Source organism: Streptomyces apricus (assembly GCF_008369065.1).
In the GTDB taxonomy this organism is placed as follows: Bacteria; Actinomycetota; Actinomycetes; order Streptomycetales; family Streptomycetaceae; genus Streptomyces; species Streptomyces apricus.
In genome coordinates, this window is record NZ_VDFC01000046.1 from 1257908 (window position 1) to 1276330 (window position 18423).

Consider the following 18423-nt stretch of genomic DNA (forward strand, 5'->3'; position numbering starts at 1 on the left):
CGCTCAGCGCCTGACGTGCCCGTCGCCCGTGACGATGTACTTGGTGCTCGTCAGTTCCGGCAGCCCCATGGGGCCCCGCGCGTGCAGCTTCTGCGTGGAGATCCCGATCTCGGCGCCGAACCCGAACTGGCCGCCGTCGGTGAAGCGCGTGGACGCGTTCACGGCCACCGTCGTGGAGTCGACCAACTGGGTGAAGCGGCGGGCGGCCTGCTGCGAAGTGGTGACGATCGCCTCGGTGTGCCCGGAGGTCCACAGCCGGATGTGGTCGACGGCCCGCTCCAGCGAGTCGACGACGGCCGCGGCGATGTCGTACGACAGGTACTCGGTCTCCCAGTCCTCGGTCGTCGCCTCGACGACGGTGGCCTTGGAGTCCTTGGCGTGGGCGAGGACGCGCTCGTCGCCGTGCACGGTGACGCCCGCCTCGGCGAGCGCGTCGAGGGCGCGCGGCAGGAAGGCCGGGGCGATGTCCTGGTGGACGAGGAGCGTCTCGGCGGCGTTGCAGACGCTGGGCCGCTGCGCCTTGGAGTTGATCAGGATGTCGATCGCCATGTCGAGGTCGGCGTGCGCGTCGACGTACACGTGGCAGTTGCCGGTGCCGGTCTCGATGACCGGGACGGTGGACTCCTGGACGACCGTGCGGATCAGCGAGGCGCCGCCGCGCGGGATGAGCACGTCGACCAGGCCCCGGGCGCGCATCAGCTCGCGCACCGACTCGCGGCTGTCGCCCGGCACGAGCTGGACGGCGTCGGCGGGCAGGCCCGAGCCGCCGACGGCGTCGCGCAGGACGCGCACCAGGGCGGTGTTGGACGCGTACGCGGAGGACGAGCCGCGCAGCAGCACCGCGTTGCCGGACTTCAGGCACAGGGCGGCCGCGTCGACCGTCACGTTCGGGCGGGCCTCGTAGATGATGCCGACGACGCCGAGGGGGACCCGGACCTGGCGCAGGTCGATGCCGTTGGGGAGGGTCGAGCCGCGGACGACCTCGCCGACCGGGTCGGGCAGCGCCACCACGTCCCGTACGTCGGAGGCCATCGCGCGGATCCGCTCGGGCGTGAGCGTGAGCCGGTCGACGACCGTCTCGCTGGTGCCGGCCTCGCGGGCGCGGGCGACGTCCTCGGCGTTGGCCTCGACGATTTCCCCGGTACGGACTTCGAGCGCGTCCGCGATCGCGAGCAGCGCATCGTCCTTCTCGGCCCGCGGCAGCGGGGCGAGGTCGGCGGCGGCGCCCTTGGCCCGGTAGGCGGCCCGGGTGACCGGGGACATCGAGTCGTACGGCGAGAGCGTGGTCATAACCGGCAGGGTAGTGCGCCCGCGGGAGTCGTTCAGCCGTTGTCCCACAACGCGAGACAGGTCCTGAAATGGCCGCAGAAAGCATGTACCGGGCGAACTGCCGCCGGTGGCTCGGAAGCGACGACTCCGGGCCCGGGGCCTAGAACGGATGTACGCCCACGGGGGTGGCGGGCAGCGGCCCGTACCCCTCCGCGATCCGCTGGTGGTAGGTCTCGCGGTCGATGACCTCCAGGCCGACGATCTCCCACGGCGGCAGTTTCGCGGTCCGGCGGTGCTCGCCCCACAGCCGCAGCGCGACCGCGGCCGCGTCGTGCAGGTCGCGGGCCTCCTCCCAGTAGCGGATCTCCGCGTGGTCGTTGGCGTACCGGCTGGTCAGCAGGAAGGGGTGGTCGTGGGCGAGCTGTTCCAGGGCGCGCCTGACCTCCTTCAGCGGGGCCTCGCCGCCCGAGACGCTCAGCGTGACGTGCCACAGCCGCGGCAGGTCCTGGGGTTCCTCGGCCTCGTACGTGTCACCGGCCGCGACGCTCGTGAGCGCCCGCTCCTCGCCGGCCGTGCGGGAGCCGGCAATACCGCGGGACACAGCCGCCCCAGGGCGCACTCGTCTCACGACGGCCTCCTTTACGCAATGGGTCCGCTCGGACTCAGGGGGGTCTCCCTGAGACAAAGTTGAGCAGGTGGGAGGGCGCCGCGTGGCACTTTTACCGAAGGTCCACCTCCGGGCCGGGGCTTTGTACGGCGTTCCACCCCGTTTTCGGCCGGACGCCGGCGCGGGCGCCCGCGTGCCCTCACGGGTGCAGCAGCACCAGGTCGTCGCGGTGCACGACCTCGCGCTCGTACCCGGGGCCCAGCTCGCGGGCCAGCTCGTGCGTGGAGTGCCCGATCAGCCGGGGGATCTCCTTGGCGTCGAAGTTGACCAGGCCCCGGGCGACCGCCCGCCCCGCGCCGTCCCGCAGCTCGACGGGGTCGCCCGCGCTGAAGTCGCCCTCGACGGCCGCGATGCCGGCCGGCAGCAGGGACGTACGGCGCTCGACGACCGCGCGCACCGCGCCGTCGTCCAGGACGAGGGCGCCCTGCGGGGTGGACGCGTGCTGGAGCCACAGCAGGCGGTCGGCGGAGCGGCGGCCGGTGGGGTGGAAGTACGTGCCGGTGTCGCGCCCCGCGAGGGCGTCCGCGGCGTGCACCGCACTCGTGAGCACCACCGGGATGCCGGCCGCGGCCGCGATCCGGGCCGCCTCGACCTTGGTGACCATGCCCCCGGTGCCGACGCCCGCCTTGCCGGCGCTGCCGATGTCGACGTGGGCGAGGTCGGCCGGGGTGCGCACGTCCGCTATCCGCGAGGTGCCGGGCCTGCTGGGATCGCCGTCGTACACGCCGTCCACGTCGGAGAGGAGGACCAGCAGGTCCGCGCGGACGAGGTGCGCGACGAGCGCGGCGAGGCGGTCGTTGTCCCCGAAGCGGATCTCGTCCGTGGCAACGGTGTCGTTCTCGTTGACGACCGGCAGGGCGCCCATCGCGAGGAGCTTGTCGAGGGTGCGGGAGGCGTTGCGGTGGTGGGCCCGGCGGCTCATGTCGTCCGAGGTGAGCAGCACCTGGCCGACGCGGACGCCGTACCGGGCGAAGGAGGCGGTGTAGCGGGCCACGAGGAGGCCCTGGCCGACGCTGGCGGCGGCCTGCTGGCGGGCCAGGTCCTTGGGGCGGCGGCGCAGGCCCAGCGGGGCGAGTCCGGCGGCGATGGCCCCGGAGGAGACGAGGACGACCTCGTGCTCCCCGCCTCCGCGGCTCTTCGCGAGCACGTCCACGAGGGCGTCCACGCGGTCGGCGTCCAGGCCGCCGGAGGCGGTGGTCAGGGACGAGGAGCCCACCTTGACGACGATCCTGCGGGCTTCCACGACGGCTTGCCTGCTTGCCCCTGACACGCTGTACCCCTATGTTCCGACCTGCCCGGTGCGTGCAATCTACGTGACGGTGGGTGGTCGCCGCCCGCGCGTTCCGAGTGGCGGACGGGGTGTGGACGCGCGATGGCGGTTCCATGGAGGACGGGAGAGGGGCCGTACGGGCTCTCGTCGTTTTAAACCCATATCCGGTGATAGTTCTCACGCAAGATTGCTAGGCGGCCCGCAGAAGTCATACGGTCAGGGATCGGCCTCTCCCGTACGGGCCTTCGGGAGGTACGGCGAGGTCCGACCCCCGTGCTTCCCCCCATCCGCCGCATCCCTCGCAGGAGCTCATTCCGTGCCCTCCGCCGGACTCTCCACCCGCCGCATCGTGCAGTTGTTCGCACTGTTCTCGATGTTCGCGCTCTTCACGGCTCAGGTCGTCTCCGCCCTGCTGCCGAACGTCCCGGTGTTCATCGTCGCGAGCGCCGCGGGCCTGGCCCTCGACGTGCTGCTGCAGTACCGGGATCCCGGGCTGCTGTCGCTGCTCGGCAAGGTCCGCTTCGACGCCACGGTCCGGCAGCTGCTGCGCGACATGATCATCCTGGTGGGGCTCCTGCGGATCGACGGCATCAGCCCGACGCGCGAGCAGGCGCCGCTGATGGTCGGGCTGTGCGTCTTCTACGCCCTGCACTTCGCCTGCCAGGCCGCCGCCGTCATGGTCCGCCGCACCCGTACGCTGCCGATCGTCACCCGCAACATCGACGCCTCCGCGCTGCGCCTGAGCGCCGCGCCGCCGCGCATGCTGGCCCGCCGCCCCGGCCACCGGCTGCTCACCTTCTCCGTGCCGACCACGGCGGGCCTGATGGTCACCGCGGCCACCGAGGACGCGCTGTTCGGCGCCATCGGCCTCGGCGTCGCCCTCGTCCTGATCGGCGGCGGCACGGCGTACCTCGCCACCTGGCTGCTGCCGAGGAAGCGCGCCCTGAACGAGCAGAAGGTCATGGAGTGGCTGGACGGGTGGCTGGCCGACTACCGGCCGACCGTGGCCATGTACTTCTCCGGCGGCACGACCTCCGCGTACCAGGCGAACATGTGGCTCTCCACCGTCTCCGCCGTCGACGCGAAGCCGCTGATCGTGCTGCGCGAGCGGTTCATGGTGCAGAAGATCGACGCCACCGACGTGCCGGTCATCTGCTTCCCGAAGGTCGCCACGATGTTCTCGCTGGAGAACTCGACGCTGAAGATGATGCTGCACCCGGCGAACGCCGCGAAGACCTCGCAGGTCCTGCGCATCCCCACCGTCAAGCACGCCTTCATCAACCACGGCGAGAGCGACAAGCTCTCCTCCTGCAACCCGTACGCGAAGGCGTACGACGAGGTGTGGGTGGCCGGTCCCGCGGCCCGCGAGCGGTACGCGCTGGCCGAGGTCGGCGTCGAGGACAAGGACATCGTGGAGGTCGGCCGCCCGCAGCTCGCGCCGATCCGCCCGTACTCGGGAGCACCGACGGGCGCCTTCACGACCGTGCTGTACGCCCCCACCTGGGAGGGCTGGGACGGCAACCCCGGCAACACCTCGGTGGTGCTGGCCGGCGAGAACATCGTGCGGCAGCTCCTCGCCGACGACGGTGTACGGCTCCTCTACAAGCCGCACCCGATGACCGGTTCCGTCGACCCGCGCGCGGGCGCCGCGAACGAGCGCATCAAGGCGATGATCCGCGAGGCCAACACCAAGCGGTCGGGGGCCCGGCCCGCCGCCGGCGCCGCCGCCGAACTGGCGCGCCGCACGGCCGAGCTGGACAAGCTGACCTCCACCCACTTCCGCAGCAGCGCCGACGAAATGGAGCGCATGCTGCTCCAGGGCGCGCCCCGGGGCGACCGCGAGGCCGCCATCACCGAGGCCACGCTGGCCTGGGAGAAGGCGTACTGGGCGTCCTTCCCGGAGTGGGAGCACCAGATCGTCACGGAGGCGCGGCCGGCCATCTTCGCCTGCTTCAACCAGGCGGACCTGCTGGTCAGCGACGTCTCGTCGGTCGTCTCCGACTGGCTGTCGAGCGAGAAGCCGTACGCGGTGGCGAACACCTCGGGGATGTCCGAGGCGGCGTTCCGCACCGGGTTCCCGACGGTGTCCGCCGGTGTCGTCCTCACGCCCGGCGCCGAGGGGGTCCCCGCGCTGCTGGAGTCGGTGCGCCGGCCCGAGAAGGACCGGTTCACCGCGGCCCGCGCCGCGCTGAAGGAGCACCTGCTCGGCCCGTCCGACCCGCCGTCGATGGTCCGCTTCAACGCGGCGGTCGAGGCGCTGTGCACGGCGGCCGACGAGCGGCGGGTGCGGATGGAGTCCCGGCTCGCGGCCGAGATCCCCGGGCCGCGTTCCGCGACGGAGGACGCGGCCGAGGAGACCGCGCAGGATCCCAACGAGGCGGCGGAGGACGCGGTCAGCGCGTAGCGCTGCCGCGCGGTTGCGCGTGACGAGGGGCCCGGAGTGATCTCCGGGCCCCTCGTTTTTTGGGTGTGAGTTTCGGCTGCGGCCCGGTGGGGGCTTGTCGCGCAGTTCCCCGCGCCCCTGAAGAGGCGGCCCCTGAAGGGGCGCGTCTCAGGGCGTCGGTGCCGGCTTCGTGTGGAGGATGTCGCGGCCCTGTTCCGCCGCGCGGGCCGTGCTCTCGGCGACGAAGTCCAGGAAGCGGGCGATGTTCTCCAGCCGGGTGGCCGCGGGCGTACCGGCGCCCAGGACCTCGACGCCCTCGCGCGCGGTGCCGCTGACCTGCGCGATGGAGCGGGCGCTGGCCATCATCGACCGGTAGTACACGTCGTCGTCGACGACGTACCGCTCGCGCCGGCCCTCGCCCCGCTCCCGGCGCACGAACCCCTGGCTCTCCAGGAACGCGATCGCCTTGGAGACGGCCGCCGGACTGACCCGGAGCCGCTCGACGAGTTCGGCCGCGGTGAGGCTGCCGCTGTCGGTGAGCATCAGGCAGGCCGTCACCCTCGCCATCATCGTCGGCATGCCCGAGGCGATGATGACGGTGGTGAGCACCTCCTCGTACGCCCGCACCGCGTCGGCGTCCCGCCCGTAGGGCTGCGGCGGCGCCTGCGGGTCCCGGGGCGCGGCCGTCCGGCGGCGGTGGGCCCGGTGCCCGGTCGCCCGGTGGGCCACTTCGGCGCGGTATCCGGCCGGGCCGCCGTTGCGCGTCACCTCGCGCGTGATCGTCGAGGTGGGGCGCTCCAGGCGCCGGGCGATCTCGGCGTAGGCGAGCCCGTCGGCCAGTCCCAGCGCGATCTGCCGGCGTTCCTGCTGGGTGAGCCTGCCTCCCGGCATCGCGGTCTCCGTTCGTGGGGTGCGGCGGCTTGCGGCGGTCCGGCCTGCGGCCGACGCGCCGACTATAGCGTTCACCCTCAGATCATTGCAACAGACCGCGATGACTGCGTTGCATTCAGCTTGAAGCTCATTGCACCAATATCCTGACATCTAGCTGCAGTTACTCATCTCCAGTGCAACAAGCTTGTTGCCAGAAGAGTGAACGCAACGTAGCTTTTCCCTCATCGGAAACAACGGGCCGAAGGGGCTCGTGCCACAGGAGAAGGAGTACGCCATGCAGAAGTTCGACACCCCCGCCCCCGTCCGGGCCGTCCTCGACATCTCCGCGGGACGCATCCAGGTCATCGCCGCGGACCGCACCGACACCCTCGTCGAGGTCAGGCCCGCCGACCCGGCCAGGAGCCGTGACGTGGAGACGGCCGAACGGACCGAGGTCGCCTACGCCGACGGCATCCTGCGGATCAGCACGCCGGAGGCGACGAACCGGCTCGTCGGCCGGTCCGGCTCCGTGGAGGTCACCGTCCGGCTGCCCGTCGACTCCCGCGTCCAGGCGAAGGCCGCCGCCGCGGAGTTCCGCGGGGTGGGACGCCTCGGCGAGGTCGCCCTCGACGGCGGCCACGGCTCGGTCAAGCTCGACGAGGCCGCGAGCGCCCGCCTCACCGGACTCGACACCGACATCACCGTCGGCAGGCTGAACGGCGCCGCCGAGATCAGCACCCAGCGGGGCGACGTGCACATCGCCGAGGCGGTAGGCGGCGCGCTCACCCTCACGACCCAGCAGGGCAGCATCACCGTCGCCGCCGCCCACGGGGTCTGCGCCACCCTGGACGCCGGCGTCGACGCCGGCCGGATCGACAACTCGCTGAAGAACACCGGCGGAGCCCCCGACCTGACCATCAGGGCGACCACCTCGCAGGGCGACATCACCGCCCGCAGCCTCTGAAGCGCCGCCCCCTCCCCTCAGTCCCCGAAGGAGCTCCTCCCATGACCGACCCGGCCATCGCGGCGTACGGACTGCGCAAGTCCTACGGGGACAGGACCGTCCTCGACGGCATCGACCTGACCGTCCCCGAGGGCACGATCTTCTCCCTGCTCGGTCCGAACGGCGCCGGCAAGACCACCGCCGTCAAGATCCTCTCCACCCTCGTGTCGCCCGACCCGGACTCCGGACCGATCCGGATCGGCGGCCACGACCTCGCCACCCACGCCCAGGACGCCCGCGCGGCGATCGGTGTCACCGGCCAGTTCTCCGCGGTCGACGGCCTGATCACCGGCGAGGAGAACATGCTCCTCATGGCCGACCTGCACCACCTGCCCAGGGCCGAGGGGCAGCGCGTGGTCGCCGGGCTCCTCGAACGCTTCGACCTGACCGCAGCCGCGGGCAAGCCCGCCTCCACCTACTCCGGCGGCATGAAGCGGCGCCTCGACATCGCCATGACCCTGGTCGGCGGCCCGCGGATCATCTTCCTCGACGAACCGACCACCGGCCTGGACCCCCGCAGCCGTCACACCATGTGGGGCATCATCCGCGAGCTCGTCACCGACGGGGCGACGGTCTTCCTCACCACCCAGTACCTGGAGGAGGCCGACGAGCTCGCCGACCGCATCGCCGTGCTCCACGACGGCCGGATCGCCGCCGAGGGCACGGCCGGGGAGCTGAAGCGGCTCGTCCCCGGCGGGCACGTGCGGCTGCGCTTCACCGACCCGGCCGCGTACCGGTCGGCCGCCGCCGTACTGGACGGGGCGGCGCGGGACGACGAGGCGCTGGCCCTGCGGCTGCCCAGCGACGGCGGTCAGCGCGACCTGCGCTCGGTCCTCGACCGGCTGGACGCGGCCGGCGTCGAGGCAGACGAGCTCACGGTGCACACCCCCGACCTCGACGACGTCTTCTTCACCCTCACCGGTGGCGTCGTCCCCGACCGGCCTAAGGAGAACGTCCGATGAGCTCACTCCCCCTGGCCATGCGCGACTCCTCCACGATGCTGCGCCGCAACCTCCTGCACGCCCGCCGCTATCCGTCACTCACCCTGAACCTGCTGCTCACACCGGTGATGCTGCTGTTGCTGTTCGTCTACGTCTTCGGCGACACCATGAGCGCGGGCATCGGCGGCGGCGACCGCTCCGCCTACCTCGCGTACATCCTGCCCGGCATCCTGCTGATGACCATCGGCTCCACCGTCATCGGCACCGCCGTCTCGGTCTCCACCGACATGAACGAGGGCATCATCGCCCGCTTCCGCACCATGGCCATCCACCGGGGCTCGATCCTGTTCGGCCACGTGGTGGGCAGCGTCCTGCAGACCGTCGGCAGCCTCGTCCTGGTCGGCGCGGTGGGGGTCGCCATGGGGTTCCGCTCCTCCGGTGCGGGCGTCCTGGAGTGGCTCGCGGCGTTCGGGCTGCTCGTGCTGGTCACCCTCGCCTTCACCTGGATCGCGGTCGGCATGGGCCTGAGCAGCCCCAACGCCGAGGCGGCCAGCAACAACGCCATGCCGCTGATCCTGCTGCCGCTCATCTCCAGCGCCTTCGTCCCGCTGGACTCGATGCCCGGCTGGTTCCGGCCGATCGCCGAGTACCAGCCCTTCACCCCGGCCATCGAAACCCTGCGCGGACTGCTCCTCGGCACGGAGATCGGCAACAACGGCTGGATCACCCTGGCCTGGTGCCTCGCCCTGACGGTCCTGGGCCACCGCTGGTCCAAGGCACGGTTCGACCGGGACCCCGAGTGACGACTGCGCCCGCGCTCCCTGAGGGGGCGCGGGCGACGGTACGGGTGAATCCCTCCGGTCCGGTGCACCCGCACCGGCCCGGAGGGCACCGCGTTCTAGAACGGGTTGAAGTCGTCGAACTCCTGGTCGGCCTCATCCCGCTCGGCCTGCCGGTCACGGCGCCGCTGGGCGGCGGGACGCGGCGCCTCGAAGCGGTGGTCCTCGCCACGGCGTCCGAGCATCTCGGCCCCGGCCATCACGGTCGGCTCCCAGTCGAAGACCACCGCGTTCTCCTCGGGGCCGATCGCGACCCCGTCGCCCGAGCGCGCACCCGCCTTCATCAGCGACTCCTCGACCCCGAGACGGGCGAGCCGGTCGGCGAGGTACCCGACGGCCTCGTCGTTGCTGAAGTCGGTCTGGCGGACCCAGCGCTCCGGCTTCTCGCCCCGGACGCGGTACAGCCCGTCCTCCTCCTGGACCACGGTGAAGCCGGCGTCGTCGACCGCCTTCGGGCGGATGACGATACGGGTCGCCTCCTCCTTCGGCTTCGCGGCACGGGCCTTCGCGACCAGCTCGGCGAGGGCGAAGGACAGCTCCTTGAGCCCGATGTGGGCCACCGCCGAGATCGCGAAGACCTGGTAGCCGCGGGCCTCCAGGTCCGGGCGGACCATCTCGGCCAGGTCCCTGCCGTCGGGCACGTCGATCTTGTTCAGGACGACCAGCCGCGGCCGGCGGTCGAGCCCGCCGCCGTAGCTCCTCAGCTCCTCCTCGATGACGTCGAGGTCGGAGAGGGGGTCGCGGTCCGACTCCAGGGTCGCCGTGTCCAGGACGTGGACGAGCACCTCGCAGCGCTCCACGTGCCGCAGGAACTCAAGGCCCAGGCCCTTGCCCTGGCTGGCGCCGGGGATCAGCCCCGGCACGTCGGCGATCGTGTAGACGGTCGACCCGGCCGTCACCACACCGAGGTTGGGGACGAGCGTGGTGAAGGGGTAGTCGGCGATCTTCGGCTTCGCGGCCGACAGCACCGAGATCAGCGAGGACTTGCCGGCGCTGGGGTAGCCCACCAGCGCCACGTCCGCGACGGTCTTCAGCTCCAGGACGATGTCCTGCGCGTCGCCGGGGACACCCAGCAGTGCGAAGCCGGGCGCCTTGCGGCGGGCCGAGGACAGGGCCGCGTTGCCGAGGCCGCCCCGGCCGCCCTCCGCGGCCACGTACGTGGTGCCCTGGCCCACGAGGTCCGCGAGCACGTTGCCGGCCTTGTCAAGGACGACGGTGCCGTCCGGCACCGGCAGGACCAGGTCCTGGCCGTCCTTGCCGGAGCGGTTGCCGCCCTCGCCGGGCCGGCCGCTGGTGGCCTTGCGGTGCGGGGAGTGGTGGTAGTCGAGCAGCGTGGTGACGGACTGGTCGACGACCAGGATCACGTCACCGCCACGGCCGCCGTTGCCGCCGTCCGGGCCACCGAGGGGCTTGAACTTCTCCCGGTGGACGGAGGCACAGCCGTGACCTCCGCTACCCGCGGCGACGTGCAGCTCGACGCGGTCCACGAAGGTGGTCATGGAATGTGCCTCCAGTTACGTACGGAAAATCTCTCATCGATGATCGTCGCGCGGTCGTCGCCGCGCGGCGGTCACCACTCGGTCGAAACACGCGAAAGGCGGACCCGCTTCCCGTACGGGAAGTGAGGTCCGCCTCGCGAAGGATCCGGTCAGGCGACCGGAACGATGTTCACGACCTTGCGGCCACGGTGCGTGCCGAACTCGACCGCACCGGCGGCCAGCGCGAACAGCGTGTCGTCCTTGCCACGGCCGACGCTCGCGCCGGGGTGGAAGTGGGTGCCACGCTGGCGGACCAGGATCTCACCGGCGTTGACGACCTGACCGCCGAAGCGCTTCACGCCGAGCCGCTGAGCATTGGAGTCGCGACCGTTCCGGGTGGACGATGCGCCCTTCTTGTGTGCCATCTCTCCTCAGTCCCTTACTTCGCAGCCGCGGGGATCTCAGTGACCTTGATCGCCGTGTACTGCTGGCGGTGGCCCTGACGACGGCGGTAGCCGGTCTTGTTCTTGTAGCGAAGGATGTCGATCTTCACACCCTTGTGGTGGTCCACGACTTCGGCCTGGACCTTGATGCCGTCCAGCACCCACGGGTCGCTGGTCACGGCGTCGCCGTCGACCACGAGCAGGGTCGAGAGCTCGACCGTGTCGCCAACCTTGGCAGTGGAAATCTTGTCAACCTCAACGATGTCGCCGACAGCAACCTTGTGCTGGCGACCACCGCTGCGCACGATGGCGTACACGGATCTCTCTCTCACTCGAAGTCGGAATCCCCGCAGTCCAGCCGCCGGAGGAACAGACGGCCTCTCCCGGGGCGCGAGCCACCGGGAGGAAGAGGTTTACGGGAATGCGGCGCGTCTGCAAACACACCGAGGGTCAAGGTTACGGGGCCCCGACCTGGGGGTCAAACCGGCTCCCGGCCGCCCCCTGACCGGGCGGCCTAGGTGGGCTCGCCGTCCGCCGGCAGCGGCTTCACGCCCTTGCACAGGTCGGTGGTGTCCTTGGTGCCCGGGTAGGCCACCTTGGTCACCCGGTCGAAGTGGACCCGGTACATGTCGTGCACGGCGTCGTCGTCGACCTTCACGATCGACTCGTCGTTCTCGCGCAGCGCGGGGCCCGTGTAGTTGCCCGAGCCGGTGAAGCTGACCTTGTTCTTCACGCCGTCGTACATGCCGTCCACCAGGATGTACTTGCTGTGGATGATGTACGGCGTGACCAGCTTCTTGCCGGGGTTCAGCGGGTCCCGGTCGTCGTTGTAGCAGCGCACGGTCGGGCCACCGGTGGTGTGCATCTTCTCCCAGGTGCCCTTCGTGCCACCGCTGCTCTTGGCGCTGTCCGACTCCGCGTAGACGATGCTCACGGAGCAGCCCGCCTTCTTGAGGTCGACCAGCTTCTCCGCGATGGCCAGCCGCGTGATCTTGAAGATCGCCACCCGGACCTTGGTGGACTGGGTGACCCCAGCGGTGTCCTTGTACTTACAGGTGACGTTGTTGAGGATCGAGTACACCGTGTCGGTGGCCCGGGAGTTGCCCGTGCGCGGGAAGAAGTAGGCCTTGTAGAGGCCGTTGCTGACCGTGCGGTAGTTCCAGGACTGCCAGTCCCGCGCGACCATCGTGTCGAAGTAGTCCGCGTACGCGTCGTACATCGTCGGGTTGTTCGGCAGCAGCAGCGCGTCGTTGAAGAAGCGCGTGTGCGCGGACGGCGTGGAGTTCGAGGTGGTCTCGACGACCACGTTGGTGGCGCCCTGCACCGCCGAGAACAGCCAGAACTTGTTGTGCATGATCGACTGCCCGAACTGCGGGTCGCCCAGGCACGACTTCTTCTTCGGGCAGGTCGCCACGTACGAGCCCTGGCTGCGGTCGGTGCCGAGGCCCGAGGCCAGCGTCCCGTACGCGGTGTTGGTCGGGCGGTCGCTGACGCTGGACTCGTCGAGCAGCACCTGTACGTGCACCCCGCGGTCCTTGGCGGCGACGAGCGCGTTGACGACGCCGGCCTCCCAGACGTGGTAGACCGCGACCTTGATCGTGGAGCCGGGCAGCGCGGAGTTCGTCAGCTCGATCAGCCGCGTACGGATCGCGGCCTGCTGGTCTGCGGTGCCGAGCGGGTCGTTGAAGATCGGCCCCTCGGTCCACGTCGGGTTGTCGAGGGCCTGTGCCGTGCCCGTCGACGCGATCCCCTGGACGCCCGCCGCGGACAGCACCGTCGCCAGCGCCACGGCCTGGCGGCCGCCCTTGACCGGCTTCACAGCACGGTGCCGCCCGGTGCCCTGCAGGCGCACGCGCGCCATGTGATCCCCTCCCCTGACACGTGTGAGCGTCTCCCCAACGCGCACGCGTGTGTACGTACCGATAACTGCATGAGTTTTACAGGTAACTTACCGCGCCCCAAGGGGCGGGGGGTGGCTGTGATGTGATCGACGCCCACCAAACCGGGCGATACGCCACCACAGCGGTCACCGAAACATCGATTCGGGTGACCTCACGGGTTGTACGGGTGACGACGCCGCCTCTTCCGGGGAAGCTGGCCGCCCTCCCGGGGAAGCCGGCCGCCCCCGCGCACGCGAACGCCTCCCGCCCGGCTGTCGTCCAGCCGCACGGGAGGCGTCGCGTCGCTCCTAGCCGGTCCCACCGGCCCCTGTCAGTCCCTGTCGGTTCCTGCCGGTGTTCGTCAGTCCTCGTCGGTGGAGGCCGTGACGGTGGACGGCGTCTGCTGCTCGGCCGCCGCGGTCTTCTTGGCCGTCGACTTCGTGGCCGTCTTGGCGGTCTTGGTCGCCTTCTTGGCCGTCGTCTTCTTGGCGGCCGTCTTCTTGGCAGCGGTCGTCGTCTTCTTGGCGGCGGCCTTCTTCGCCGGCGCCTTCTTGGCCGTCTTGCGGGCCGCCGTCTTCTTGACCGGCGCCTCCTCGTTGACCGGCGCCTCCTCGGCGGCCTCGCCGGACGGCTCCTGCGAGGGCTCCGCGGGAGCCTCGGCCGGGGCCTCCGGCGACGCCGACGGGACGACCACGACGGCGGTCTCGGCGGACGACGTCGGCGCGGCGGCCTTGCGGACCGCACGGCGCCTCGGACGGGCCGGGGCGGCACTGTCGGCGGCGGGCTGCTCCGCCGGTGCGGCGGACCCGGACCCGGCGTCCTGCCCGGCCGCGGGCTCGGGCCGGGCCTCGGGCGCCGGCTCGGCGGGCGCGGGCGCCGCGACCGGCTCGGTGACCGTCACGACGGCCTCCTCGGCGGCCGCGGGCGAACCGGCCGGAGCGGACACCTTGCGGGTCGCCCGGCGGCGCGTACGGCCCTTGGGGGCCGCGTCGTCCACGGCGGGGGCCTCGGTCTCGGCGGCCGGGGCCTCCGCCGCCGGGGCCTCGACCACCGGGTCCTCGGCGGCGGCGGGCGCGGCCTGCGCGACCTCGGCCGGCTCCTGCGGCACGGGCTGCTCGGCCTCCTCCTCCGGCGTCACGGACTGCGCCGTCGGAGCAGCGGACGCCGCCTCGGCGCGGCGCTCGGACCGGCGGGACTCGGACCTCGGCGCACCCGCGGGAGAGGACGCGCGACGGCTCGCCCGGCGGCGCGAACGCCCGCCACGGGTGGCCGCGGCCTCCGCCTCGGCGGCGCTGCTGTAGAGCTCCTCGTCCGGTACGAACTCGGGCTCCGCGAGCGCGACCGGCTCGGCCACCTCCGCGGCGACCTCGGCGGCCGTCTCGACGGGCTCGGCCGTCCCGGCGGTGTCCGTCTCGTGCTCGTGCGCGTGGTCGTGCTCGTGGGTCTGCTCGGCACCGCCGCGGCCGCGCTTCTTGCGCTTGCCGCCGCCACCGGCGGAGGTGGGCTGCTCCATGTGCACGATCACGCCGCGGCCGTTGCAGTGGACGCAGGTCTCCGAGAACGACTCAAGGAGGCCCTGGCCGACCCGCTTGCGGGTCATCTGGACGAGGCCCAGCGAGGTGACCTCGGCCACCTGGTGCTTGGTGCGGTCGCGGCCCAGGCACTCCAGCAGGCGCCGCAGCACCAGGTCCCGGTTGGACTCCAGGACCATGTCGATGAAGTCGATGACGACGATGCCGCCGAGGTCGCGCAGCCGCAGCTGGCGCACGATCTCCTCGGCCGCCTCCAGGTTGTTCCTGGTGACCGTCTCTTCGAGGTTGCCGCCCTGACCGGTGAACTTGCCGGTGTTGACGTCGATGACGATCATCGCTTCGGTCTTGTCGATGACCAGCGAACCGCCGCTCGGCAGCCAGACCTTGCGGTCCAGGGCCTTGGCGAGCTGCTCGTCGATCCGGTACGACGCGAAGACGTCGACCTCGGAGGTCCAGCGCGACAACCGGTTCGCCAGGTCGGGCGCGACGTGCGAGACGTAGCCGTGGATGGTCTCCCACGCCTCGTCGCCGCTGACGATGACCTTGGTGAAGTCCTCGTTGAAGATGTCGCGGACGACGCGGACGGTCATGTCCGGCTCGCCGTAGAGCAGCGTCGGCGCGCTTGAGCTGCCGCCCTTCGCCTTCTTCTGGATGTCCTCCCACTGCGCCTGGAGCCGCTCGACGTCACGGCGCAGCTCGTCCTCGCTCGCGCCCTCGGCGGCGGTGCGCACGATGACACCGGCGTCGTCGGGGACGATCTTCTTGAGGATGGTCTTCAGCCGGGCGCGCTCGGTGTCGGGCAGCTTGCGGCTGATGCCGGTCATCGAGCCCTCGGGCACGTAGACCAGGTAGCGGCCGGGGAGCGAGACCTGGCTGGTCAGCCGGGCGCCCTTGTGACCGATCGGGTCCTTCGTGACCTGCACGAGGACCGACTGGCCCGACTTCAGGGCGCTCTCGATGCGGCGGGGGCCGTTGGCCATGCCCAGCGCCTCGAAGTTGACCTCGCCGGCGTACAGCACGGCGTTGCGGCCCTTGCCGATGTCGATGAAGGCGGCCTCCATCGACGGCAGCACGTTCTGGACCTTGCCCAGGTAGACGTTGCCGACGTACGAGGTCGCCTGCTCCTTGTTGACGTAGTGCTCCACGAGCACGTCGTCCTCAAGGACACCGATCTGGGTGCGCTCGCCGTTCTGGCGGACGACCATCACGCGCTCGACGGCCTCGCGGCGGGCCAGGAACTCGGCCTCGGTGATGATCGGGACGCGGCGGCGGCCCTGCTCGCGGCCCTCGCGGCGGCGCTGCTTCTTGGCCTCCAGACGGGTCGAGCCCTTGATGGACTGCACCTCGTCCGAGCTGTCGTGCGGCCGCTCGTCCTTCTTGCGGGGCTCGCGGACCTTGACGACCGTGCGCTCGGGGTCGCTGTCGCCGGCGGCCTCGGTCTCGCCGGAGGAGTCACCGGCGCGGCGGCGACGGCGACGGCGGCGACGGCTGCTGCTGGAGCCGCCGCCCTCCTCGTGCTCGTCCTCGGCGTCCGTGTCGTCCTCTTCGGCCTGCTCGGTCCGCCCGCCCTGCTCGGCGGTGTCATCCTGCGCGTCGGCGGCGGACCGGGCGGGCTGCTCGCCGCGCTCGGCCTGCTCACCGGCGAACTCGTCGTCGGTGTCGGTGTCGGCCTCGGCGGACTCGCCCCGGCGGCGGCGACGGCCACCGCGGCGGCGGCGCCGGCGCGAACCGGTCTCCTCGCCGTCCTCACCGTCGGCGGCGTCCTCGGCGGACTCCTCCTCGACGGGCTCCTCGTCCACCGGCTCCTCGGCCTCGGGGGCGCGCTCCACGGGGGCGACGGCCACCGCGGCGGCGGCGCCGGCGCGAACCGGTCTCCTCGCCGTCCTCACCGTCGGCGGCGTCCTCGGCGGACTCCTCCTCGACGGGCTCCTCGTCCACCGGCTCCTCGGCCTCGGGGGCGCGCTCCACGGGGTCTCCGTCACGGCTGCGCCCTCGGCGWWCGCCGAGGGGGGTCCCGCGGGGCGGGAGGCCGCGCGGCGCCGTCGGCGCGGCGGCAGCGTGTCGCTGGGGGTGTCGTTGTCGCGGCCCGTCGAGGAGTCGGTGGGCTCGATGGGTTCGGTGGGCTCAAGCATGCGGGTGGATCTCCCGTCAGGCTCCCGGGCGCCGCGGATCCGGTGACGTCCGCGGCTCGCGCGTTGCGCGGTGCCGCCGTCCGGGGCGCGGGCGCCGCACGGGAGCTCTCTGTGTCCTGTCTCACCGGTTCCGTACGCCATGTGTGCGTACGGCCTGGTGAAAGTCTTCTGTGTCGGTGCGCTGCCCGACCCAGGTGGCTCCCGGATACGAGGGCGGCGCTTCGACGGCCGTCCCTGCGCGGGACCTTCCTTACGCCGACGCCTTCGCGGCGGCAGCCGCGGTGTCCCCGGACGGAGCCGGGGAGGATGCTGCTGCCTCGCGGTCGGGCGCGAGCGGGTCGGTCACCGTGCCGGTCTCTTCATCGAACAGCCCCTGCGCCAGCCTGGTCACCGCTGCGGGGACCGGCGGCGCCAGGTCGGCCACGGCTCGAAGACCGGACAGGACGTCGTCAGGTCGAACGGCAGGCGTCACGTGCCGAACAACCAGCCGCAGTATCGCACAGGCCTGGTCGCTCGGCCTATCAGCCTGTGCACCGCGCGCCTCCGACGGTGCGCCGGACCGCGTGCCGATCGCCTCCAGGCTCGCGACGGCGCCGCGGGCGTCGAAGGTGCGCACACCGTTCTTGGCCTTGCGCTGGACCTCGACGCTGTCGGCCGCCGTGAAGGCGTCGACCGCGCGCGCCGCGTCCTCGGGGGACACGCCGTCGAGGCGCAGTTCCCACACGGACGCGGTGAGCCGGTCGGCGAGACCCGAGGTGCGGGCCTCCACGGCGTCGATGATGTCGAGCCCGACGGGCATCGACTCGTCGAGGAGCAGGCGCAGCTTCTCGGGGTCGCGCGCGTCGGTGAGCGCGATCTCCAGGTACTCGGCCTCACTGCCCGTGCCGGTGGGTGCGGCATTGGCGTACGACACCTTCGGGTGCGGCGTGAACCCGGCCGAGTACGCCATGGGCACCTCGGCTCGGCGCAACGCGCGCTCGAAGGCACGCTGGAAATCACGGTGGCTGGTGAACCGGAGGCGGCCGCGCTTGGTGTAGCGCAGTCGGATGCGCTGCACCGCGGGTGCGGGCGGCGGGCCTTCGGGCTGTCGCTTGCCCAGTGTCGCTCAGTCCTTCGTGAGGTGCGGTCGTACTACTACCTAGAGTACGTGCCCCGGCGGCCGTCGGTTCCCTCCGGGACCGGCCCGGCGCGTGTCAGAGTGGTCCGCCGGGCTTGACCAGGCGCACCGGCTCCGGTTCCGCGCGGGGTCCGGCCAGAGGTACGGGGTCGGGCTCGCGCGGTGCCCCGAAGAGCGCGCGGCGGACGTCCGCCCTGGCCTGCCGGGCCGTCTCGCGGGCGCTCGCCAGGACCTGCCGGGCGGCGCGCCCCGCACCGCGGGCGGCCTCCGCCGCGGGTTGCCAGAGGGCGTCCCGCACGAAGTGGCCCGCGGGGGTGAGCACGCTCCGGTACGCCCAGCGCACCGGCTCGACGAAGATCCACCGGAAGAGCCGCCCGAGGAACCGCCCGACGGCGAGGGACACGTACCCGGCGATCCGCCAGGCGTGTCCGAGGGCCTCGCCGATCTCCCGCCCGACGACGGCGAGGCCGCGCCCGAGCGGCACGAGCACCCAGCGCCACAGGGCGACGAGGGGCACGACGAGCGTCCACCGCAGCAGAACCCCGATCCCCCTGCCGAGCCAGGCCAGGGCGGCCCAGGCCCCCCGCCCGACCCACGAC

14 protein-coding genes and 1 pseudogene are annotated in these 18423 nt (G+C 72.0%); 4 read left to right on the forward strand and 11 right to left on the reverse strand.

The window, feature by feature from the left end; genetic code table 11:
- Window positions 1-3: 3 nt before the first annotated feature.
- From FGF04_RS25815 to proB, 3 genes are all read right to left on the reverse strand, one after another.
- Window positions 4-1290, reverse strand: coding sequence for a glutamate-5-semialdehyde dehydrogenase (locus FGF04_RS25815; RefSeq protein WP_149513627.1), 1287 nt, complete (start codon window positions 1288-1290; stop codon window positions 4-6).
- Between the two features lie 139 nt (window positions 1291-1429).
- Window positions 1430-1888, reverse strand: coding sequence for a hypothetical protein (locus FGF04_RS25820; RefSeq protein ID WP_149513860.1), 459 nt, complete (start codon window positions 1886-1888; stop codon window positions 1430-1432).
- Between the two features lie 187 nt (window positions 1889-2075).
- Entirely contained in the window at window positions 2076-3179 is a 1104-nt protein-coding gene (proB, locus tag FGF04_RS25825; RefSeq protein ID WP_408055658.1) for a glutamate 5-kinase, read from the reverse strand.
- A gap of 343 nt (window positions 3180-3522) precedes the next feature.
- Between proB and FGF04_RS25830 the strand changes: the two genes are divergently transcribed.
- The gene (locus FGF04_RS25830) at window positions 3523-5610 is read left to right on the forward strand and encodes a hypothetical protein (RefSeq protein WP_149513629.1); all 2088 of its coding nucleotides are present in this window, start codon (window positions 3523-3525) and stop codon (window positions 5608-5610) included.
- Between the two features lie 147 nt (window positions 5611-5757).
- Here FGF04_RS25830 and FGF04_RS42100 read toward each other — a convergent pair whose 3' ends face one another.
- Window positions 5758-6480, reverse strand: coding sequence for a helix-turn-helix domain-containing protein (locus FGF04_RS42100; protein ID WP_149513630.1), 723 nt, complete (start codon window positions 6478-6480; stop codon window positions 5758-5760).
- 274 nt (window positions 6481-6754) lie between these two features.
- Here FGF04_RS42100 and FGF04_RS25840 point away from each other — a divergent pair, with 274 nt between their 5' ends.
- From FGF04_RS25840 to FGF04_RS25850, 3 genes are read left to right on the forward strand one after another with little or no spacing between them, the layout of a single operon-like run.
- Window positions 6755-7423 (forward strand): DUF4097 family beta strand repeat-containing protein, encoded by a 669-nt coding sequence (locus FGF04_RS25840; protein WP_149513631.1) that lies wholly within the window; start codon window positions 6755-6757, stop codon window positions 7421-7423.
- Window positions 7424-7464: 41 nt separating this feature from the next.
- The gene (locus FGF04_RS25845) at window positions 7465-8424 is read left to right on the forward strand and encodes an ATP-binding cassette domain-containing protein (RefSeq protein WP_149513632.1); all 960 of its coding nucleotides are present in this window, start codon (window positions 7465-7467) and stop codon (window positions 8422-8424) included.
- A complete protein-coding gene (locus FGF04_RS25850) occupies window positions 8421-9206 on the forward strand; it encodes an ABC transporter permease (protein ID WP_149513633.1) in 786 nt (261 codons plus the stop codon). Before FGF04_RS25845 ends, FGF04_RS25850 begins: the two co-directional genes overlap by 4 nt.
- A 95-nt stretch (window positions 9207-9301) precedes the next feature.
- On the opposite strand, the gene obgE is transcribed toward FGF04_RS25850, so the two are convergent.
- From obgE to FGF04_RS25885, 7 genes and pseudogenes are all read right to left on the reverse strand, one after another.
- Window positions 9302-10741 (reverse strand): GTPase ObgE, encoded by a 1440-nt coding sequence (obgE, locus tag FGF04_RS25855; RefSeq protein ID WP_149513634.1) that lies wholly within the window; start codon window positions 10739-10741, stop codon window positions 9302-9304.
- Window positions 10742-10890: 149 nt separating this feature from the next.
- On the reverse strand, window positions 10891-11145 hold the full coding sequence (gene rpmA / locus FGF04_RS25860) for a 50S ribosomal protein L27 (protein ID WP_006374707.1): 255 nt from the start codon (window positions 11143-11145) through the stop codon (window positions 10891-10893).
- Between the two features lie 14 nt (window positions 11146-11159).
- Window positions 11160-11480 carry a 50S ribosomal protein L21 gene (rplU, locus tag FGF04_RS25865; RefSeq protein WP_149513635.1) on the reverse strand — a complete coding sequence of 107 codons (321 nt, stop codon included), beginning with the start codon at window positions 11478-11480 and terminating at the stop codon, window positions 11160-11162.
- A 197-nt stretch (window positions 11481-11677) separates the two neighbouring features.
- The gene (locus FGF04_RS25870) at window positions 11678-13024 is read right to left on the reverse strand and encodes a phospholipase D-like domain-containing protein (RefSeq protein ID WP_149513636.1); all 1347 of its coding nucleotides are present in this window, start codon (window positions 13022-13024) and stop codon (window positions 11678-11680) included.
- 380 nt (window positions 13025-13404) lie between these two features.
- A complete protein-coding gene (locus FGF04_RS25875) occupies window positions 13405-16464 on the reverse strand; it encodes an Rne/Rng family ribonuclease (RefSeq protein ID WP_408055659.1) in 3060 nt (1019 codons plus the stop codon).
- Window positions 16465-16957: 493 nt separating this feature from the next.
- On the reverse strand, window positions 16958-17764 hold the full coding sequence (locus FGF04_RS25880) for a TIGR03936 family radical SAM-associated protein (protein WP_149513637.1): 807 nt from the start codon (window positions 17762-17764) through the stop codon (window positions 16958-16960).
- A gap of 136 nt (window positions 17765-17900) precedes the next feature.
- Window positions 17901-18423 (reverse strand): annotated as a pseudogene (locus FGF04_RS25885) (hypothetical protein); the annotation flags it as partial.